This window comes from Ornithinimicrobium sp., from assembly GCF_051004135.1.
Classification (GTDB): Bacteria; Actinomycetota; Actinomycetes; order Actinomycetales; family Dermatophilaceae; genus Ornithinicoccus.
Window position 1 is genome coordinate 1 of the sequence record NZ_JBPCKQ010000034.1, and the last position, 19909, is coordinate 19909.

Annotated in this window: 22 protein-coding genes; 16 read left to right on the plus strand and 6 right to left on the minus strand. The window is 71.4% G+C overall.

What is annotated here, in order from left to right:
• Positions 1-80: 80 nt before the first annotated feature.
• The 3 genes from pstC to pstB are packed head-to-tail and all read left to right on the plus strand — an operon-like array spanning position 81 to position 3050.
• Positions 81-1079 carry a phosphate ABC transporter permease subunit PstC gene (gene pstC / locus ACR2FV_RS01760; RefSeq protein WP_434014003.1) on the plus strand — a complete coding sequence of 333 codons (999 nt, stop codon included), beginning with the start codon at positions 81-83 and terminating at the stop codon, positions 1077-1079.
• Entirely contained in the window at positions 1079-2251 is a 1173-nt protein-coding gene (gene pstA, locus ACR2FV_RS01765; RefSeq protein ID WP_434014004.1) for a phosphate ABC transporter permease PstA, read from the plus strand. Before pstC ends, pstA begins: the two co-directional genes overlap by 1 nt.
• A gap of 19 nt (positions 2252-2270) precedes the next feature.
• Positions 2271-3050, plus strand: a complete 780-nt coding sequence (gene pstB / locus ACR2FV_RS01770; RefSeq protein ID WP_434014005.1) for a phosphate ABC transporter ATP-binding protein PstB — start codon at positions 2271-2273, stop codon at positions 3048-3050.
• 71 nt (positions 3051-3121) lie between these two features.
• Here pstB and ACR2FV_RS01775 read toward each other — a convergent pair whose 3' ends face one another.
• The 4 genes from ACR2FV_RS01775 to ACR2FV_RS01790 are packed head-to-tail and all read right to left on the minus strand — an operon-like array spanning position 3122 to position 8150.
• Entirely contained in the window at positions 3122-4177 is a 1056-nt protein-coding gene (locus ACR2FV_RS01775) for an NUDIX hydrolase (RefSeq protein ID WP_434014006.1), read from the minus strand.
• Complete coding sequence (locus ACR2FV_RS01780) at positions 4174-6465, minus strand: RNA degradosome polyphosphate kinase (RefSeq protein ID WP_434014007.1); 2292 nt, start codon at positions 6463-6465, stop codon at positions 4174-4176. Before ACR2FV_RS01780 ends, ACR2FV_RS01775 begins: the two co-directional genes overlap by 4 nt.
• A 21-nt stretch (positions 6466-6486) precedes the next feature.
• Positions 6487-7455 (minus strand): mycothiol synthase, encoded by a 969-nt coding sequence (mshD, locus tag ACR2FV_RS01785; protein ID WP_434014008.1) that lies wholly within the window; start codon positions 7453-7455, stop codon positions 6487-6489.
• An 11-nt stretch (positions 7456-7466) separates the two neighbouring features.
• Positions 7467-8150 carry a winged helix-turn-helix transcriptional regulator gene (locus ACR2FV_RS01790; RefSeq protein WP_434014024.1) on the minus strand — a complete coding sequence of 228 codons (684 nt, stop codon included), beginning with the start codon at positions 8148-8150 and terminating at the stop codon, positions 7467-7469.
• A gap of 82 nt (positions 8151-8232) precedes the next feature.
• On the opposite strand from ACR2FV_RS01790, the gene ACR2FV_RS01795 reads away from it, so the two are divergent.
• Together ACR2FV_RS01795 and ACR2FV_RS01800 are read left to right on the plus strand one after the other, a co-directional pair.
• Positions 8233-9042 (plus strand): hypothetical protein, encoded by an 810-nt coding sequence (locus ACR2FV_RS01795; protein WP_434014009.1) that lies wholly within the window; start codon positions 8233-8235, stop codon positions 9040-9042.
• A 65-nt stretch (positions 9043-9107) separates the two neighbouring features.
• The gene (locus tag ACR2FV_RS01800; protein ID WP_434014010.1) at positions 9108-9605 is read left to right on the plus strand and encodes an FABP family protein; all 498 of its coding nucleotides are present in this window, start codon (positions 9108-9110) and stop codon (positions 9603-9605) included.
• A 36-nt stretch (positions 9606-9641) separates the two neighbouring features.
• On the opposite strand, the gene ACR2FV_RS01805 is transcribed toward ACR2FV_RS01800, so the two are convergent.
• Positions 9642-10706, minus strand: a complete 1065-nt coding sequence (locus ACR2FV_RS01805) for an LCP family protein (RefSeq protein WP_434014011.1) — start codon at positions 10704-10706, stop codon at positions 9642-9644.
• A 70-nt stretch (positions 10707-10776) separates the two neighbouring features.
• On the opposite strand from ACR2FV_RS01805, the gene ACR2FV_RS01810 reads away from it, so the two are divergent.
• The 11 genes from ACR2FV_RS01810 to ACR2FV_RS01860 all read left to right on the plus strand — a co-directional run bounded on the left by ACR2FV_RS01810 (position 10777) and on the right by ACR2FV_RS01860 (position 19706).
• Complete coding sequence (locus tag ACR2FV_RS01810; protein ID WP_434014012.1) at positions 10777-11268, plus strand: Fur family transcriptional regulator; 492 nt, start codon at positions 10777-10779, stop codon at positions 11266-11268.
• Positions 11265-12302: a YgfZ/GcvT domain-containing protein gene (locus ACR2FV_RS01815; RefSeq protein WP_434014013.1), complete on the plus strand. Its 1038-nt coding sequence runs from the start codon at positions 11265-11267 to the stop codon at positions 12300-12302. The genes ACR2FV_RS01810 and ACR2FV_RS01815 overlap by 4 nt, the downstream gene beginning before the upstream one ends.
• 60 nt (positions 12303-12362) lie before the next feature.
• Complete coding sequence (locus ACR2FV_RS01820) at positions 12363-13193, plus strand: 3-keto-5-aminohexanoate cleavage protein (RefSeq protein ID WP_434014014.1); 831 nt, start codon at positions 12363-12365, stop codon at positions 13191-13193.
• 531 nt (positions 13194-13724) lie between these two features.
• Positions 13725-14753, plus strand: a complete 1029-nt coding sequence (locus ACR2FV_RS01825) for an asparaginase (RefSeq protein WP_434014015.1) — start codon at positions 13725-13727, stop codon at positions 14751-14753.
• Between the two features lie 7 nt (positions 14754-14760).
• Positions 14761-15186 (plus strand): D-aminoacyl-tRNA deacylase, encoded by a 426-nt coding sequence (dtd, locus tag ACR2FV_RS01830; protein ID WP_434014016.1) that lies wholly within the window; start codon positions 14761-14763, stop codon positions 15184-15186.
• 9 nt (positions 15187-15195) lie between these two features.
• Positions 15196-15555: a DUF2516 family protein gene (locus ACR2FV_RS01835; protein WP_434014017.1), complete on the plus strand. Its 360-nt coding sequence runs from the start codon at positions 15196-15198 to the stop codon at positions 15553-15555.
• A gap of 16 nt (positions 15556-15571) precedes the next feature.
• Positions 15572-16456, plus strand: a complete 885-nt coding sequence (locus tag ACR2FV_RS01840) for an alpha/beta fold hydrolase (RefSeq protein ID WP_434014018.1) — start codon at positions 15572-15574, stop codon at positions 16454-16456.
• The gene (locus tag ACR2FV_RS01845) at positions 16449-17015 is read left to right on the plus strand and encodes a VanZ family protein (protein WP_434014019.1); all 567 of its coding nucleotides are present in this window, start codon (positions 16449-16451) and stop codon (positions 17013-17015) included. Before ACR2FV_RS01840 ends, ACR2FV_RS01845 begins: the two co-directional genes overlap by 8 nt.
• Positions 17016-17090: 75 nt before the next feature.
• The gene (mshA, locus tag ACR2FV_RS01850) at positions 17091-18410 is read left to right on the plus strand and encodes a D-inositol-3-phosphate glycosyltransferase (protein ID WP_434014020.1); all 1320 of its coding nucleotides are present in this window, start codon (positions 17091-17093) and stop codon (positions 18408-18410) included.
• Positions 18407-18937 (plus strand): YbjN domain-containing protein, encoded by a 531-nt coding sequence (locus tag ACR2FV_RS01855; protein ID WP_434014021.1) that lies wholly within the window; start codon positions 18407-18409, stop codon positions 18935-18937. The genes mshA and ACR2FV_RS01855 overlap by 4 nt, the downstream gene beginning before the upstream one ends.
• Before the next feature lie 10 nt (positions 18938-18947).
• The gene (locus ACR2FV_RS01860) at positions 18948-19706 is read left to right on the plus strand and encodes a phosphoglyceromutase (protein WP_434014022.1); all 759 of its coding nucleotides are present in this window, start codon (positions 18948-18950) and stop codon (positions 19704-19706) included.
• Between the two features lie 16 nt (positions 19707-19722).
• On the opposite strand, the gene ACR2FV_RS01865 is transcribed toward ACR2FV_RS01860, so the two are convergent.
• On the minus strand, positions 19723-19909 hold a 187-nt coding region (locus ACR2FV_RS01865; RefSeq protein ID WP_434014023.1), incomplete at its 5' end, for a winged helix-turn-helix domain-containing protein.

The window sequence follows — 19909 nt, forward strand, 5'->3', positions numbered from 1 at the left end:
TGGTGGGTGTGTGCGTTTTTTTCTCCCGCCCCCCCCCACCGACGCTGAGCGGTCCGCAGCACACGGGTTCGAGGAGACAGATGAGCAGCCCAGAGGATCAACCGCACGGGAGCGACGACCAACCGCACGTCACCGGCACCACCATCAAGGAGGCCGAGCCGGCGCGAGCTGGTGGCGGCGGTTCCCAGCGCCTCGGTGACCGGATCTTCAGTGGCGCAGCCCTGGGCTCCGGCATCCTCATCCTGGCCACATTGGCCGGAGTGGCGACCTTCCTGCTGGTCGAGGCCTTCCCCGTGCTGTCCGCATCGGCCGAGGACGTCACCGGAGACGCGGGCTTCCTCGGCTACGTGTGGCCCCTGGTCATCGGCACCGTCGTGGCCTCGGTCATCGCCCTGGCCGTCGCCACCCCGGTGGCGGTCGGGATCGCCCTGTTCGTCTCGCACTACGCGGAGGCCCGCACGGGCCGGGCCATCGGATTCGTGATCGACCTGTTGGCCGCCGTGCCTTCGGTGGTCTTCGGTATGTGGGGCCTGACCGTCTTCGCGCCCGCGGTGGTGCCGCTCTTCGGCTGGTTCGAGGACAACCTCGGCTGGATCCCCATCTTCGAGAGCTCCTCGGCCACCGGGCGTACCCTGATGACCGCCTCCCTGGTCCTGGCGGTGATGATCCTGCCGATCATCACCTCGGTGTCCCGGGAGGTCTTCCTGCAGACGCCCAAGCTGCACGAGGAGGCTGCCCTCGCGCTCGGCGCGACGAAGTGGGAGATGATCACGACAGCGGTCATCCCGTTCGGCAAGCCAGGCGTCATCGGCGGCACCATGCTCGGGCTGGGCCGCGCGCTCGGGGAGACGATGGCGGTCACCATCATCCTGTCGACCGGTGGGCTGACCTTCAACCTGATCGGCACCGGCAACTCGACCATCCCCGCGGAGATCGCCCTCAACTTCCCGGAGGCCTCCGGGTTGCGCCTTTCCGAGCTGATCGCGGCCGGCCTGGTGCTGTTCGTGATCACGCTGGTCGTCAACCTGTTCGCCCGCTCCATCGTGGAGAAGCGCGCCGAGTTCTCGGGAGCCAACTGATGAGCACACCCACCGACACCCCGACCCCGACGTCCACGCCGAAGTCCGCGGACGGCAACGACCGGATCACGACCCGACTGGACAGCTGGGAGGGCATCACCTCCTCACCGGTCCGCCCGGCCACCAAGGCCATCGCGCTCGGCTCCCTGGCCGGCGGGGTGGTGACCGCACTGCTGGTGTGGCTGCTCCTGGACAGCCTCGCCCTGGGGGTGGTCGTCGGCTACCTCATCTACCTCGTCGCGGTCTACGTCGGCTACCGAGTCACAGCCGGGCGCCGGGTCGGCCTGGACCAGCTCATGCGCGGTCTGGTCTACGGTGCGTTCGGCATCGCCGTGCTGCCGTTGATCTCGTTGCTGTTCACCGTGATCAACGAGGGCATCGGTCGCGCGGTGAGCCTGGACTTCCTGCTGCAGACCATGAACGGCATCACCGGCCTGGACGACCAGGCCTACGCCGAGGGCACGGCGCCCTTCATCGGCGGTGCCTACCACGCCATCCTCGGGACCCTGATCATCACCGGGATCGCCACCGTGATCTCCGTGCCGATCGGGGTGTTCGCCGCGATCTACCTCGTGGAGTATGCCGGGCGCCCCCAGTTCGTCCGGGTACTGCGGTTCTTCGTGGACGTGATGACCGGCATCCCCTCGATCGTGGCCGGCCTCTTCGCCTTCGCCTTCTTCGGGGTGCTGTTCGGGATCGGCACGAAGAACGCCATGGCCGGGGCGATCGCCCTGTCGGTGCTGATGATCCCCACAGTGGTGCGCAACAGCGAGGAAATGCTGCGGATCGTGTCCAACGAGCTGCGCGAGGCCTCGCTGGCCCTCGGCGTGCCCAAGTGGCGCACGATCTACAAGGTGGTGCTGCCGACGGCGGCGTCCGGCCTGGCGTCCGGGGTGACCCTGGCCATCGCCCGGGTCATCGGCGAGACCGCCCCGCTCCTGGTGGCCGTGGGCGGCTTCTACGCCCTCAACACCAACCCGTTGCAGGGACCGATGAACACCCTGGCCGTCTACGCCTACGAGATGTTCACCAAGCCGCTCAATCCCGGGGTCCGTGACCCCAGCCTGGAGCGTGCGTGGGCGGCAGCCCTGATCCTGGTGCTCATCGTGATCGCCCTCAACCTCACCGCCCGACTCATCGCCAAGGTCTTCGCGCCGAAGACCGGCCGCTGAAAACCCTGGAGACCCGCACATGTCCAAGCGCATCGACATCACCGACCTCGACATCTACTACGGCAGCTTCCAGGCGGTGGCTGACGTCACCATGACCATCGAGGAGCGCTCGGTGACCGCGTTCATCGGGCCCTCCGGGTGCGGCAAGTCGACCTTCTTGCGCACCCTCAACCGGATGCACGAGGTCATCCCCGGTGGTCGGGTGGATGGTGAGGTCACCATCGACGGCAAGAACCTCTATGGCAAGGGGGTGGACCCCGTGGACGTGCGCCGCGAGGTGGGCATGGTCTTCCAGCGCCCCAACCCCTTCCCGACGATGTCGATCAAGGAGAACGTGCTGGCCGGCGTCAAGCTCAACAGCCAGCGCATCTCCAGCAAGGCCGGCAACGAGCTGCTGGAGCGCTCGTTGCGCTCGGCCAACCTGTGGGAGGAGGTCAAGGACCGGCTGGACAAGCCCGGCTCCGGTCTCTCCGGCGGTCAGCAGCAGCGACTGTGCATCGCCCGCGCCATCGCCGTGCAGCCCGAGGTGATCCTGATGGACGAGCCGTGCTCGGCGCTCGACCCGATCTCCACCCTGGCCATCGAGGACCTGATCAACGAGCTGAAGGAGGAGTACACCGTAGTCATCGTCACGCACAACATGCAGCAGGCCGCACGCGTCTCCGACCGCACCGGGTTCTTCAACCTCGAGGCGACGGGCAAGCCCGGCAAGCTGGTCGAGATGGACGACACGACCAGGATCTTCAACAACCCGTCCCAGAAGGCCACCGAGGACTACATCTCCGGCCGCTTCGGCTGATCTGCTCGGGAGTTCGCCCGCCCGACGTTGTGCTCGGGAGTTTGCTCCCCCGCGCTCTGCCTGGCAGACGCTCAGCGGGGGATGCGGTGCCGCCGGGTCGCCACGATCCGCGCGGTCGGCCCCCGTCCCTGCACGGTGCAGGCCAGCACCTCACCCTTGTCCATCGAGGTCGCCGTCACCCGCCGCACCGCTCGCGCGATCGCCGGGGTGTCGGCCCGGCCGGCCAGGTCCGCCAGCACCGCCTCGAGGACCGGCCCGTGGGTGCACACCGCGATGGTGCGGCCTCGCTCGAACATTCGGCGTAGGTGCTTGTGCACCTTGTCCGGTGCCACGTCGTAGCCCTCCTCGGACAAGCCGCGCTTGGTGCGCAGCGGCACCACGGCCGTCTGCGTGAACGGCGCCACGGTGTCGTGGCAGCGGGTCGACGTCGAGCTCAGCACCTGCTCCGGGGCATAGGCGGTGAGGATGTCCACGAGCTTGTCGCTGCGCCGCCGCCCCACCACGGTCAACGGACGCAGCGGGTCGGCCTCGGCCCACTCCTTGCGAGCCATCGCCTTGGCGTGCCGCACGACCAGCAGGGTCCAGGTGTCCAGCCGACCGTCCCGCTCGTACTCCACCAGCGTGTCCAGCTGCTCCCGGTCCCGCACATAGCTGAGCCGCTTGCGTGCCTTGGCCGGCTTCAGCCAGGCGACCTCGTCGATCTCCTCCTCGAGCCGCCCGGAGCCACCGATCGGCTCGGCCGCCCAGTAGTCCACACGCTTGATCACCGTGCGATCCCCGACCTTGGGCAGGGCGTAGACCGACCCCGGCAGCGGCACCCCCAGCCGGACCTTGAGCCCGGTCTCCTCCAATGCCTCGCGGCCCGCGCACGCCGCCACGTCCTCGCCCCGCTCGAGCTTGCCCTTGGCCCAGGCCCAGTCGTCGTAGCGGGGGCGGTGCACCAGCAGCACCTGCAGCTTCTTCTTCTTGCGTCGCCAGGGCAGCACCCCCGCCGCTCGCACCACCGCGGCGCTGGTTTCCCCGGTCGCCAGGGCGTCTGTGGGGGCGCTCGGCCCCACGACGTCCTCGCCGTGCACGGCTTCCCGAGGCTCCAGATCCTCCTGCAGCTGCACGGTCTCGGCGCTCACCGCCGCCGCCCCGGCCGGCGCCGCGCCGCGTAGCGCTCGATGAGCTCGTCCTGCAGATCCTGCGTCGGCAACCCGTCGTCGCCGAGATGGTGCCGGGTCCACTGACCATCAGAGTCCAGCTGCCAGCTGGCCACCTGGTCGCTCATGACCCGGTCGAAGATCTTGCCCAGGCGCTTGATCTGGTCGCGGTCGGTGATCGGCACCAGGGACTCCACGCGCCGGTCCAGGTTGCGGTGCATCAGGTCTGCTGACCCGAGGTAGACCTGGGGCTCGCCACCCCCGTCGAAGGCGAAGATCCGGGAGTGCTCGAGGAACCGGCCGAGCACCGAGCGCACCCGGATGGTCTCGGACAGACCCGGCACGCCGGGGCGCAGGGCGCAGATGCCGCGCACCCAGACATCGACCCGCGCGCCCGCTCGGGAGGCGCGGTAGAGGGCGTCGATGATCTGCTCGTCGACGATGGAGTTCAGCTTGAGCCGGATCCGGCCCTCCGGCCCCCGCTCCCCTTCGGCGTCGATGCGGGACACGAGCTCGCTGCGCACCGAGCGGGGTGCGACGAGCAGTCGCTTGAACTTGGCCTTGGGTGCCATCCCGGAGAGCTGGTTGAACAGCCGGGTCAGGTCTTCGCCGATGGAGTCGTCGCAGGTGAGCAGGGCGAGGTCTTCGTAGAGCCGAGCCGTCTTGGGGTTGTAGTTGCCGGTGCCCACGTGGCAGTAGCGGCGCAGACCGCCGGACTCCTGCCGGACCACCAGGGCCAGCTTGGCGTGCGTCTTGAGCCCCACCATGCCGTAGACGACGTGCACTCCCGCCTGCTCCAGCTTGCGGGCCCAGCTGATGTTGTTCTCCTCATCGAAGCGCGCCTTGATCTCCACGACCGCGAGCACCTGCTTGCCCACGGCCGCGGCCTCGATGAGGGCGTCGATGACAGGGCTGTCGCCACTGGTGCGGTAGAGGGTCTGCTTGATCGCCAGCACGTGCGGGTCGGCGGCCGCCTGCTCCAGGAAGGCCTGCACCGAGGTGGAGAACGAGTCGTAGGGGTGGTGCAGCAGGATGTCGCGCTGTCGGATGGCCCCGAGGACGTCACTGGGCGCGGAGCGCTCCACCGGCGCCAGCTCGGGGTGGGTCTTGGGCACGAAGTTGGGGTAGCGCAGCTCGGTGCGGTCCAGGTCGGCCAGGGTATGCAGTGCGCTCAGGTCCAGCGGCGAGGGCAGCCGGTAGACCTCGCTGGCGTGGACGCGTAGCTCGCGGGTAAGCAGGTCGAGCACATGGTCGTCCATGTCCTCGACGACCTCGAGTCGCACGGGCGGGCCGAACCGGCGGCGGGTGAGCTCCCGCTCCAAGGCGGTCAGCAGGTTCTCGGCGTCGTCCTCCTCGACCTCGAGATCCTCGTTGCGGGTGACCCGGAAGGTGAACGTCTCCTGCACCTTCATGCCGGGGAACAGCTCGTCGAGGTGGGCGGCGATCACCTGCTCCAGCAACACGTAGCGGTCACTGTAGAGGTCACCGTCGCCGGTCGAGAGCCGGATGAAGCGAGGCAGCAGCGGCGGCACCTTGACCCGGGCGAAGTGCTCGCGCTCGGTCCGCGGGTTGGTCAGGATGACCGCGAGGTTGAGGGAGAGCCCGGAGATGTAGGGGAACGGGTGCGCGGGGTCGACGGCGAGCGGCGTCAGCACGGGATAGACCGTGCTGGTGAACATCTGTGCCAGCTCGGTCTGCTCGGCCTCGGTGAGCTCCTCCCACGGGACGATGGTGATGCCCTCGCCGGCGAGGGCGGGGGCCACCGTGTCACCGAACAGGGCGGCGTGCCGCGACATCAGGCCGTGGGCGCCGAGGGAGATCTCCTCCAGCACCTCCCGCGGCTCCAGCCCGGCGGTGGAACGACCAGCGATCCCGGTGGCGATGCGGCGCTTGAGACCGGCCACCCGGACCATGAAGAACTCGTCCAGGTTGCCGGCGAAGATGGCCAGGAACCGGGCCCGCTCCAGCAGCGGCAGGTCGGGGTCCGCGCCCAGCTGCAGCACCCGCTCGTTGAACTGCAGCCAGGACACCTCGCGGTCCAGGAACCGCCCCTCGGGCAGCTCGTCGCCGGACGCCTGCTCCCCGTCGTCCCGCTCGGCCCCCTCCAGCCGGATGAAGCGGCCGTTGGCGGCTCTCGGCGGCTGCACCCGGATCTGGGGCAGCGGCACCACGCTGTTGGTCTCGACCAGCTCCGGCGTGGTGCGCCACGGCTCGCCCGAATCCTCGATCCGCGGCTCCGCAGCACTGTCGGAGGTCTGGGCCGTCGTCATGACCATCATCCTGCCACCGGATCAGTGCTCCGGCCCAGCCCCGTCGTACCGTGCATACATCACGTCGACCGCGGAACGCTCGAAGCCGAGCCGGTGGTAGGTCGCCACCGCCGCGGCGTTGTCACCGTCGACATAAAGGGTCGCGGTCGCCAGGCCACACGCCCGCAGGTGGCGCAGCCCGAGCACCGTGGTGACCAGGCCGAGGCCCTGCCCCTGGTATGCCGGGTCCACGCCCACGACATACACCTCACCGGCGACGGGGGTGCTGGACCCGGGTGCTGCGGGCTCGACCTTGGTCCAGTGGAACCCGGCCAGCCGCGGGGCGCCCTCGTCGCGCACGTCCTCGACCAGCAGGAAGCCGTGTGGGTCGAACCACGGCTCGTGCATCCGGTCGCGCAGGTCGCTGCGGGTCATCCGGCCCTGCTCGGCGTGCTGGGCGAAGGCGCGGGCGTTGACCGCCAACCACCCCTGCTCGTCGGCGCCGACCTCGAACGAGCGCACCGCGAAGCCCTCCGGCACGGGGGCCTCGGGCAGCTCGGACCACTCACCGCGCAGCGGCCGCGACATCTGCCACAGCTCGCGGACCACCCGCAAGCCCAGTCGGCCGGCCAGCGCCTGGGCCTCCGGGAGGTGACCGTGCGCCCAGCACCGGGCCGTCGGCCACTGCTGGAGCACGGCCTGCGCGAGCATCGTGCCGATGCCCGCCCGGCGCTCGTCCGGGTGCACCACCAGCTCCACGGTGGGGTGTTGCTCGTGGTGGTCCACGTGGGCGTATCCGAGCACCTTGGCGTCGATCTCGCCCGCGCGGTCCAGCACCAGCAGGTGTGTCGTCTGCGGGTCGGCCCCGCCCTCCTCGGGGAGCCGCCGCACGTCCAGAACGGTCTGCTCGGACAGGGCGCGCACGTCGTCGCGCGTCCTGGCCCGGACGGCGAGGGCCAGGACGTCCGCGCCCTGCCGGGGCGGCAGGACCCGCTCGGTCGTGACGTCCATCGTGCGTCCTCTCACTCGGTGCTGCGGGTCCCGGCGAAGCGGTAGCCGACGTTGCGGATGGTGCCGATCAGCGACTCGCGCTCGGGTCCGAGTTTGGCGCGCAAGCGCCGCACGTGCACGTCCACCGTGCGGGTGCCGCCGTAGTAGTCCATGCCCCAGACCTCTTGGAGCAGCTGGTCGCGCGTGACGACGCGGCCCGGGTGCTGCACCAGGAACTTGAGCAGCTCGAACTCCTTGAAGGTCAGATCCAGGGGTCGTCCCCCGGCCCGCACCGTCCAGCTGGACTCGTCCACCACGACGTCGGCCACCCGGATCGGCCCGGTGCGAGCGTCCAGCCGCTGCTGGGCTCCGGTGCGGCGCCGGATCTGCCGCAGCCGCGCCTCGATCTCCGCCGGACCGGCACCGGTGAGCAGCAGGTCGTCAAGCGGCCACTGGTCGTCCACAACGGTCACCCCAGCCTCCGCGAACACTCCGAGCACGGCACCCCAGCTGCCCATCGTGTCGATGGTGCGCAGCGTGGTGCGCGCAGCCATCAGGTCGGTGGTGGCGTCCACCAGGACGATGTCCGGCTCGGCGCCGCGCAGCAGCGCAGCGGCGTCCAGGGCTTCGATCCGGACCCGGTGGGAAAGCAGGTCCAGGGCCGGGAGCACGCGCAGCAGGGCTCCGTCGGAGCCTCCCGGGGTGAGCAGCGCCATCTCGGCCACCCCTTGAGGATAGTGGGGGCTCGGCACGCCCTGCCGACGGTGTGGACCGGGTGCCGTTGCGGGAGGGCGGATAATGACGGCCGTGCGCCATGCCGAGACCACCACAGCCCCCGGGACCGTCCCTTCCCGCCGCGTTGTGGGACTCGCTGGGGGCACCGTGGTGACCGCCTGGGTGATCGGCCTGACCGGCTTGGTGGGTCCGACACTTGTGGCCTCGGCGCTCGGGCTGGCCGTGCTCGTGCTCGCCTGGGGCTGGGCGGGGACCCTGGCCCTGCCCACCCCTCGGGGGACCGTCGCGGTGTTGCTGCTCGGTGGGGCAGCCATCGTGCTCAGCGTGGCGCTGCGCGCCGAGCCCCCGTGGCTCACCTGGCTGCCCGCCGCCCTGGCGGTCTCCATGATCCTGGCCTTCGGGCATCAGCTGCTGCGCCGGGACGGGCGCCCCCGGGTGGCCGACTCGGTCACCTCGGTGCTGTTCGGCCTCGCCGTGCTCACCAGCGGCATCTTCGCGATCCCGTTGTCCCGCACCGACCCGGGGTCGGCGCTGCTGGTGGCCGCCGTCGCCGCCGCCGGAGCGTCGTCGCTGACCGACCTGGCCAGCACCCGGGCGGCGCTGCGGCCCTGGACGACCCCGGCCGCGCTGCTCGCCGGGGCCGCCGCCGCAGTGGTGACCGCGGCGCTCACCGAGCAGCCGTGGGGTGTGTTCCTCCTGGTCGGCGTGACCAGCGGCGGGGTCAGCCACGTGGCGCGGGCCGTGTTCGGCACGCTGCCGCCGCTGGCTCACGCCCGACCTCGACTGGTCGCCTCGCTGACCTCGGTGCTGATCGTGCTGGTGCTGCCGTATGTCGCCGCCCTGGGCCTGCTCCCCGAGGCGCTGCCCCGCTGAGCTGAGCGGGGTCGAGTCCACGGCGGTTCCTCGGCGCGGCCGGGTTCACCGCATACGATGGGGTCGTGCCCATCGAGATCGACCCCACCATGCACCCCGACCTGGCCCCGCTGGCCTGGATGATCGGGATGTGGGAGGGGGCCGGGGTGGTCGGCTACCCCACGATCGAGTCGGCCAACTTCGGCCAGGAGGTCCAGGTCAGCCACGACGGCCGCCCGTTCCTGTTCTGGCGCTCCAGCACCTGGGTCCTGGACGATCGGGGGCAGCAGACCGCGCCGCTCGCGGTCGAGACCGGATTCTGGCGGCCGCTGCCGGGCGACGAGGTGGAGCTGGTGCTGGCTCATGCCACGGGCATCGTGGAGATGTACTACGGGAGCACCAGCCCTGCCAAGGTCGAGCTGCGCACCGACGGGGTGCTGCGCAGTCCGCACGCGTCGGAGTATGCCGCGGCGCACCGCCTCTACGGCTACGTCAACGGCAACCTGATGTGGGCCATGGACATGGCCGCCGGCGGACAGTCGTTGACCAGCCACGTCTCGGCGGAGCTCAAGCGGGTCAGCTGATCGCGGACGCTCGGCGATCTGGCTGCGTGGGAGGGCTCAGCGGCCGAACCCGGAGGTGGGGGAGACCGGGTCGCTGTAGTCGGCCATCGTGTCGCTCTGGAGATGCTGGCCAAGCACCTCCAGCTGGTCGGGGGCCGGGTTGATGATCGACCCGGCGAAGGAGTCGTCGCCGATGCCGGTCCACGGGGCGGTGACGAAATGGATGTCGTCTCCGCGCACCCCCCGCATCGACAGCGCCAGGGAGCGCATGTCACCCAGGTCGAGATCCTTGTCGACGGTCACGTTGGTGGTGGCCGCGTCGACGAAGGAGGCGAACCGGGACGGGTTGGTCAGGGTGTCGCGAGACAGCGCCTTGAGCATGATCGCCTTGATGAAGGCCTGCTGCCGCTGGCCGCGCGAGATGTCGCCCTGGCTGAGGTCGTAGCGCTCGCGGACGAACTGCAGGCCGGTCGCCCCGTCCATCTGCTGCATACCGGCCGGGAAGCGCGGACTGCCCTCCGCGACGTTGACCTGCACCCCGCCGATGGCGTCGGTCATCGACTTGAAGCTCTCGAAGTCGACCAGCGCCACCTCGTCGATCGGGACGCCGAGCAACGCCTGGAGGGTCTCGACCAGCAGCGGAGCGCCACCGAAAGAGTAGGCGGCGTTGATCTTGTTCTTGCGGTCCGAGCCCGGGATCTGCACGAAGTAGTCCCGGGGGAAGTGGATCAGGTCGACCCGCTGGCGGTCGTCGGAGACGTGCGCGAGCACGATGACGTCGGAGCGGCCGCGCTCGAGATCCGGGTCGCGGGTGTCGCTACCGATCAGCAGGAAGTTGCGGGCGTCACCGGCGCTCTCCGGGCGCTGGACCTGCTCCGGCTGCACCGGGCGGTTCTCGCCGAGGATCTCCTCGTCGGGCAGCAGCTCGCTGTAGGTGAGGTTCTTGCTGACCGTCCAGTTGAGGAAGGCGAAGTAGCCTGCCGCCGCCCCGACTGCGAGCAGCGACAGCAGGAGGACACCGACGACGAGGAGCCGCCGGGTGCGATGCCGGCGGCGGCCGGCCGGGCGTCGTGGAGACGTGTCGTAGAGCTGGCCCCCGCCGGCCCCGAAGGTCGAGGTCATGCCCTGAGTATAGTTCGCGATGCCTGGACACACGCTGAGGACACCCGGGCAACAGCGCTACGGTGAGGGGGTGTCTGTGAACGGTGACGCCGGTCCGGTCGAGCCCGCCGAGGTGCAGCAGCGGCTCCGGGCTGCCGGGTTGCGACTGACCGGGCCGCGACGTCGGGTGCTGGCCGCCCTGGCGCGGGTGGGTCATGCGACCCCCGAGCAGCTGTCCGGGGCGCTGGAGCGGGACGGTGAGGGTGAGCTGCCGGCCTCGACGATCTACCGCAACCTGGAGTCCCTGGCCGGTGTCGGACTGGTGCGGCACACCCATCTCGACCACGGGGCGCCCAGCTATCACCTGGACGCGCACGGGGAGCACCTGCACCTGGTCTGCCGGCAGTGCGGGCGGGTCCTGGAGGCCGATCCGGCGATGGCCGGCGAGCTGGCCAGGAATCTCCGGGCCCGCCACGGCTTTGAACCAGAGGTCACCCACATGGCCATCCACGGTCGGTGCGCCCGGTGCGCGGACGTCCCCCCGCCCGCAGCACCTGACACCGCACACGAAAGGAACGCGTGAGCACATCCCAGACGGAGCAAGCGCTCCCCACCAGCCCGCTGCTGCAGCGTCCCGGTGCCGTCGTCGGCACGGGCCGCGATGCCGGGGTCGCGGCGCACTACGGGGATCCACACCGGGAGCAACGGCTGCTCGAGGAGGGACTGGCCTGCGTCGACCTGTCCCATCGCGGGGTGCTCACCGTGACCGGGCCGGACCGGCTGCGCTGGCTGCATTCGCTGACCACCCAGCAGCTGGTCGGTCTAGAGCCCCGGCAGTCGCGCGAGACGCTGATCCTGTCGCCCAAGGGACACATCGAGCACGCCCTGCACGTGGTCGACGACGGCGAGACCAGCTGGCTGACCACCGAGCCCGGCGCGCAGGAGGCCGTCCGCTCGTGGCTGGACTCGATGCGCTTCATGCTGGCTGTGGAGGTGGCCGATCGCACTGCCGACATCGCCGTGCTGGGCGAGCCGGTCGGCACCGAGTCCGCCGCCGGCGAGCCGCTCGCCTGGGTGGACCCGTGGCCGAACGTGGTCGGTGACAGCACGACATACGGCCCGGCGGAGCATCCCGCAGCGGGACGGGCCTGGCGCGAGCTGCTGGTGCCTCGGGCGCAGCTGGAGGACCGTGTCGGATCCCGGCCGCCGGCAGGGCAGTGGGCCGCCGAGGCGCTGCGGGTGCAGGCATGGCGGCCGCGGGTCGGCGCCGAGACCGACCACCGCACCATCCCGCACGAGCTGGACTGGCTGCGCACGGCGGTCCACCTGCACAAGGGCTGCTACCGCGGGCAGGAGACGGTCGCGCGGGTGCACAACCTGGGCCGTCCGCCACGGCGACTGGTGTTCCTGCACCTCGACGGCTCCGGGCACACGCTGCCCGAGGACGGCGCGGAGCTGAGCCACGACGGCAAGGTGGTGGGCCGGCTCACCTCTGTCGCCCGGCACCACGAGGACGGGCCGGTGGCCCTCGGCGTGGTCAAGCGCACCCTGGACCCCGGGGCCGTGCTGCACGCGGGCAGCACCAGCGCGGCGCAGACGCTCGTCGTCACCCCCTGACACGTCGGGGCCTGCACCAGCCCCGCGGAGACCCCCGCGGAGCGTGGCAGGATGCCGGGCATGCCTGCCTCGACGCTGATCACCGTCGCCCCGACCGGGGCCGAGACGGCCAAGGCCGACATGCCCCAGCTGCCGACGACGCTGCCCGAGCTGGTCGAGACGGCACTCCGCTGCGAGCGCGCTGGGGCGGCCCTGATCCACGTGCACATCCGGGACGAGCAGCACCGTCCCAGCCTGGACCCGACGCGGCTGCGCGACACGGTGCAGGCCCTGCGCGAGGCGACCGACCTGGTCGTGCAGCTGTCGACCGGGGGCTCGGTGCACGATCCCCTCGAAGCCCGCCTGCGGGTGCTGGACGCCGGCCCCGACTCGTGCAGCTTGACCTGCGGCACCGTCAACTTCGGTGACGAGGTGTTCACCAACCCCTACCCGTTCATGTCGCGGCTCTACGTGCAGGCCCAGGAGCAGCAGGTGGTGCCCGAGTTCGAGCTGTTCGATCTCGGGCAGGTGGCGGCGCTGGGTCGGCTGATCGACCAGCACGGCCTGCCGTTCGGCGGCCGGGTGCACGTGGACTTCGTCACCGGTGTGCCGGGGGGTATGCCGGGCACGGTGCCTGCCCTGGTGGCGGGGGTGTCCGCACTGCCAGCGGAGGTGACCAGCTGGTCGGCCACGGGCATCGGGCGGACCCACCTGCCGATCGCCGCCGCGGCTCTGGCGATGGGCGGGCACCTGCGGGTCGGCATGGAGGACAACCTGATGCTCGCCCGCGGGCGGCCCGTGCAGCACAACGACGAGCTGGTCTCCCGGGCTGCCGCCCTGGCGCAGACCATGCAGCGGCCGGCGATGTCGTCGGCCGACGCCCGCGAGCTGCTCGGCATCCGCGAGGTCTGAGCCGGACGCGTCGAGGCGTGCATCGTCCCCGACCTGCGAACCGCGCCCACGCACCCGCTGGTCTGAGATGAATGTGACGTCGCGGACGCTGTGGCGACAGCTACGTCACCGTCATCCTCCGGCCGGGCCAGTGTCCGACGTGTCCCGACCCGGATATGGGATGAGCTTCACGAGTTCCGGGTCGTCCGTCCGGTGCAGTCGACGGCCGGCCTTGACGGCGACCTTGGCAGCCATGGCTTCTATGCTGTCCGACGCTTGGAGCTTGAGGGCTCTGTCAGGGACGCGGTCATCGACCATGTGCGCCTTACCTCTCTCCGTCCCGTTGGTGCGGGCAGTTTTCCTGCTACGCCTCTCTTGATGTGCGCCCGGCCGTTGCCAGGCCCTCCGTGATCGGCACGACCAGGTCCACGTCGTCGTCGTGCAGAGGCGGCGAATCGTAGAGCGCGTCGAGAGCGAGGAGGCCCGCGCGCTGTCGGGACGGATGGCAGCGAGCGAACCACGCAGACAACTGCGCCGGTTAGGCTGCTGGCCGTGCCCCAGACGATTCATACCACCGTGCCCGCCCCGCCCGACGCCGACGGCCTGGTCGACCGACTCGGCTCCGCACCTGTGGTGGCGGCGCTGACCCGGTCGGGTCTGGTCGAGTCGGTCCACCACGGGATCGTGGTCGCCACCGACGCCGACGGGGCGCCTGTGCTGGAGCGCGGCGACGTCACGACACCGATCTACCCCCGCTCGTCCAACAAGCCGATCCAGGCCGTGGCGATGCTGCGCAGTGGCCTCGATCTCGACGGCGAGCTGCTGGCGTTGGCCGGCGCGAGTCACAACGGCGAGGGTTTCCACCTCGAGGGCGCCCGCCGCATCCTGGCCGGGGCCGGGCTGAGCGAGGTGGCCCTGCAGAACACCCCGGACCTGCCCAGCCACGAGCCGGAGCGGGACCGGTGGGTCGCCGCCGGTCGTACGCCCGCGTCCATCGCGCAGAACTGCTCGGGCAAGCACGCGGCCATGCTGGCCACCTGCGTCACAGCGGGCTGGGACACCGCGACCTACCGCGACCCGGGCCACCCGTTGCAGCAGGTCATCGCCGAGACGCTCGCCGAGCTGTCCGGCGAGCCGATCGCGGCGATCGGGGTCGACGGGTGCGGCGCGCCGGCGATGGCGATCAGCCCGCTGGGCCTGGCCCGTGCGCTAGGACGGATCGCGGCCGCCGACCCGGGCAGCCCGCAGGGCCGGGTCGCCGCCGCGTTCCGCGGCTACCCGCAGTGGCTTGGCGGCACCGACCGTGGCGTCACCGCGCTGATCCGAGGGGTGCCCGGCCTGGTGGCGAAGGACGGTGCCGAGTCGGTGTATGCCGTCGGGCTGGCCGACGGCCGGGGCCTCGCGGTCAAGATCACCGACGGCAACCAGCGTGCCCGTGCCGTGGTCACCGTCGCCGCGCTGCGCGCGCTGGGTGTCGGCGCCTCGGACGAGGCGGTCGCCCAGGCGCTGGAGAGCGTCGCCGAGTCACCGGTGCTCGGGCACGGCCGACCGGTCGGCGCGGTCACCGCGGTCGGCATCTGAGGCAACGGTGCGCACGGTGCTGCAGCGGGTGAGCCGAGCCTGCGTCACCGTCGAGGGCGAGGTCGTCGGCGCCATCGACCGGCCCGGCCTGCTCGCGCTCGTGGCGGCGACCCACGACGACACGGCGACCGACGTGGCCACCACCGCCCGCAAGATCGCTGAGCTGCGGATACTGCCCGGGGAGACCTCGGTGGCCGACAGCGGGGCCGCGGTGCTGGTGGTCAGCCAGTTCACGCTCTACGGCGAGACGACCAAGGGCCGCCGACCGTCCTGGGGCCGGGCCGCTCCGGGGACCGTGGCCGAGCCCCTGGTGGAGGCGGTCGTGGCGGACCTGCGCGACCGGGGCATCGAGGTGGCCACCGGGGCATTCGGGGCGCAGATGCAGGTTGAGCTGGTCAATGAGGGCCCGGTCACCCTCATCGTCGACACGTAGGCTGCGCCCATGGACATCGCCCCCCTGCAGAGTCTCGACCTCAGCATCGGTTCGCTGCAGGGCCTGGTCTCCCTCGTGCTCGGTCTGCTCGCTGCCGGGCTGCAGGTGTGGGCACTGGTCGACGCGCTGATCACCCGGGCCGACGCGTTCGTCGCTGCCGGCAAGCGCACCAAGGGTTTCTGGGTGGCGATCACCGGCGTGGCCGCAGCCATCGGCTTCGTCTTCTTCGCCAGTCCGTTCAACATCTTCAGCCTGCTGGCCATCGTCGCGGCCGCGATCTATCTCACCGACGTGCGGCCCGCCGTGAAGTCGATGCGTGGCCGGCGGGGCGGCAACGGATCGCACATGGGGCCCTACGGCCCCTGGTGACCCCCGGTCCCGCCCGATGACGCCCCGTGTCCCCGTGCTGGTCCCGGGGCCGGGGGACGGGCAGGTCGAGATCCTCGTGACGGGTCGCGGCGAGCCGTCGTCGCTCTTCGTGCACGGACTGGCCGGCTCCATCGCCACCACCCGCCCGTACGCCGGAGCAGTCCGCGGGCGCCGCACGTTCATGCACCTGGCCGGTCACGGCCGCACCAGCCCGATGCTGCGCCCCGGCGGGGCCGGGCACCCGGCGTCGGACTGGTCGTATGCCGCGCTGGCCGCCCAGGTGCGAGCGGTGGCCGACCGCGAGGAGGTCGCTGCCACGCGTGCGCTCGGCATCAGCATGGGCGCCGGGGCCCTGTGCGCCGTCGTGGCGGACGAGCCCGACCGCTTCGACCGCCTGGTCCTGGTGCTGCCCGCCGCACTCGACAGCCCTCGCGACGACACCGCTGCGCGCCGCTTCGCGACGCTGGGTCACCTGGTCGATCAGGGTGACGTCGCCGGGGTGAGCGCGCACCTGCTCGCCGAGCAGCCCGCGTCGGCCCGTGCTCGCCCGGACGTGCAGACCTGGTGCGACCAGCAGGCCCGGCAGCTGATGACCTCCGTCGCCGCGGGGGCGCTGAGGACCGTGCCGCACGAGGTGCCGCTGACCGATCGGTCCCGGTTGCGCGCCGTCGACGTGCCCGTGCTGGTCATCGCCCAGGAGGGCGATCCCACGCATCCGGTGCGCACAGCGCGGGAGCTGGCGCAGGTCCTGCCCACCGCGACCCTGGAGGTGCTGCCTGCCGGCGGCATCATCTGGGAGCACCGGGCCAGGGTGCGGGCGCTGGTCGGTCAGTTCCTGTCCCCGTCCCCGACAAGCGCTGTGCCGTCGCTGGGTGTGCCGCACGGCGGGCCGGATGGCTGAGCGGCTGGCGATCGGCGTGGCCGGCGGGGTGCTCGGCGCGATGCTGGTGGCCCTCCTCCTGCTGCCGTTCGTCGTGCTCCAGCCGCGCCGCGACGGCTTCGGTGCCCGGCGGCTCCTCCGAGCGGCCTGCGTCGGTGGCTACGTCGTGGCGGTGGGGGCGGTGACGCTCCTGCCGCTGCCCGAGCCGGGCTCCCCACGCTGTCAGGACGGTGGGGCCTCGGCATACCTGCTGCCGCTGGGGGTGCTCGGCCGGGTCGGGACATCGACCGGCTCCGCCGATCTACTGGGCCCTGCGTTGGGTGACCTGGTGCTCAACGCCGTGCTGTTCCTCCCGCTCGGGGTCCTGCTGGGCCGATGGTGGGGGATGCGGTGGGGTCGGGCGCTCGGGGCCTCGGTGCTGATCTCCCTCGGCATCGAGGCCACGCAGCTGACCGGGGTCTGGTTCCTCTACGACTGCTCCTTCCGGGTCTTCGACGTGGACGACATCCTGGCCAACGGTCTCGGCGGAGCGCTGGGGGCCCTGCTGGCCGGCGACCGGCGGAGCACGCTTGCGCCCTGAGGGGTCGGCGTGCCCCATCCGCTCGACGGCAGGACCGTCCCCAGCGGCCGCTGGGGCCCGTGCCAGACTGGGCCGGTGAGCACAGGAGCGCAGCGGCGGCCACGCCGGGTGGCGATGCTGAGCGTGCACACCTCCCCGTTGGACCGGCCGGGCACCGGTGACGCCGGCGGGCTCAACGTGTATGTCGTGGAGACGGCGCGACGTCTCGCGCGCCGTGGCACCGAGGTGGAGATCTTCACCCGGGCCACCGACGGGAGCCAGGCCGAGACGGTGCGGTTGGCGCCGGGGGTGCTGGTGCAGCACGTCGCGGCGGGACCCTTCGAGGGCCTGGACAAGGAGGACCTGCCCGGTCAGCTGTGCGCCTTCGCGGCGGGGGTGATGCGCACCGGTGCCGCCCGTCCCGAACGGTGGTACGACCTGGTGCACTCGCACTACTGGCTCTCCGGACAGGTGGGCTGGCTGGCGGCCGACCGGTGGAGCGTCCCGCTCGTGCACACCATGCACACCATGGCCCGGGTCAAGAACGCCCAGCTGGCGCAGGGTGCAGAGCCCGAGCCGCGGGGACGCGAGATCGGGGAGGCCCAGGTGGTGCAGGCCGCGGCCTCCCTCGTGGCCAACACGGACCAGGAGGCGCGCCAGCTCGTCGAGCTCTACGACGCCGACCCGGGCAAGGTGCACGTGGTCAACCCCGGTGTCGATCTGAGCGTCTTCAGCCCGGGTGACCGCGTCGCAGCACGCGAGGACGTCGGTCTGCCGGCGGATGCGGTCGTCCTGCTCTTCGTGGGACGCATTCAGGCGCTCAAGGCTCCGGACGTGGTGCTCGAGGCGGCGGCCCGGATGATCCAGCGCGACCAAGCCCTGGCAGGCCGATTGGTCGTCGCGGTGCTGGGCGGTCGCTCCGGTCGCGGGTCACGCGGGCCCGAGGCGTTGCAGCAGCTCGCCGATGAGCTCGGCATCGGCTCGGTGCTGCGGCTCGTGCCCTCGGTGACGCGGTCGGAGCTGGCCCAGTGGTATCGCGCCGCGGACGCGGTGACCGTGCCCTCCTACAGCGAGTCCTTCGGCCTGGTCGCCGTCGAGGCCCTGGCCTGCGGCAGCCCCGTGGTCGCGGCCCGGGTCGGCGGTCTGCCGGTGGCGGTCGGCTCCGCCGGGGTGCTCGTGCCCGGTCACGATCCCGAGCAGTGGGCGCAGGCGCTGACCGAGCTCCTCGCCGACGACGACCCGGATCGCCGGGCGGAGCGGGTCCGCCGGGCTACCGAGCACGCGGCCCGGTTCAGCTGGGAGCACACCGTGGATGATCTGGAGAAGGTCTACGCCGGTGTCCTCGGGGACCACGCAGTGCAGGCGATCGACGGTGCCCCCGCGCTCGTCGACATTCCCGCTGCCGTGGTGCCGTGACCGACGACGAGGCGGTCCGGCGGGTCGGTGAGCTGCTCGGTGGCTACCTTGACCAGCTCGACATCAGCTGGGAGCCGGGCACGCGCCGCGGCGAGCTCGTGGCGACGCTGCCCGGAGAGCGCAAGCTGCGCACGGTGGTCTCGCTGCTGGTGCGGCGACGGGTGCTGCGGGTGCGCGCCTTCGTCGTGCGCAACCCCGACGAGAACCATCTGGCCGTCTACACCTACCTGTTGCGCCGCAACCTGCGACTGCCCGGCCTGGGATATGCCGTGGACGCCTCCGGCGATGTCTACCTCACCGGCCAGGTCCCTGTGCGGGGGTTGGACGCCGCCGCGGTGGACGAGCTGCTGGGGGCGGTGCTCAGCGCCTGCGACGAGCCGTTCAACGAGCTGCTCGCCCTGGGTTTCCGCTCCGCGATCCGCACCGAGTGGGACTGGCGCGTCTCGCGCGGCGAGTCGACCGCCAACCTGGCGGCCTTCCGGCACCTGCTGGTGGACGACCCGGCAGGCCGGCCGGCCGCTGACTAGACTTCTGCGCATGACTGCGGACACGCCATACACGCTGATCCTGCTGCGCCACGGCGAGAGCCTGTGGAACGCCGAGAACCTGTTCACCGGGTGGGTCGACGTCGACCTGTCCGAGAAGGGCAGGGCGGAGGCGGCGCGCGCCGGTGAGCTGCTGACGCAGGAGGGGCTGCTGCCGGACGTGCTGCACACCTCGGTGCTGCGCCGGGCGATCAGCACCGCCAACGCCACCCTGGACGTCGCCGACCGGCACTGGATCCCGGTGCGACGCTCCTGGCGGCTCAACGAGCGGCACTACGGCGCCCTGCAGGGGCTGGACAAGGCGGCCACCAGGGACAAGTACGGTGAGGAGCAGTTCATGCTCTGGCGCCGGTCGTTCGACACGCCGCCGCCGCCGATCGAGCCGGACGCCGAGTTCACCCAGCACGGTGACCCGCGCTACGCGGACCTGGGCGAGGACCTGCCGACCACGGAGTGCCTCAAGGACGTGATCACGCGCATGCTGCCCTACTGGGAGTCCGACATCACCCCGGATCTGGCCGCCGGCAAGGTCGTCATGCTGGCGGCGCACGGCAACAGCCTGCGCGCACTGGTCAAGCACCTGGACGGCATCAGCGACGACGAGATCACGGGGCTCAACATCCCCACCGGTATCCCGCTGGTCTACGAGCTCGACGCGGACTTCCGCCCGGTGCAGCGGGGCGGGCGTTACCTCGATCCGGACGCCGCTGCCGACGCGATCGAACAGGTCGCGAGCCAGGGCAAGAGCTAGACCGGGCCCTCGGGACTCAGTCGGTCTCGACCTTGTAGCCCAGCCCGCGCACGGTCACGAGGTGCTGCGGTGCCGAGGGGTCCGGCTCGATCTTGGCTCGCAGCCGCTTCACGTGGACGTCGAGGGTCTTGGTGTCGCCGACGTAGTCGCTGCCCCAGACCCGGTCGATCAGCTGGCCCCGGGTGAGCACCCGCCCGGCGTTG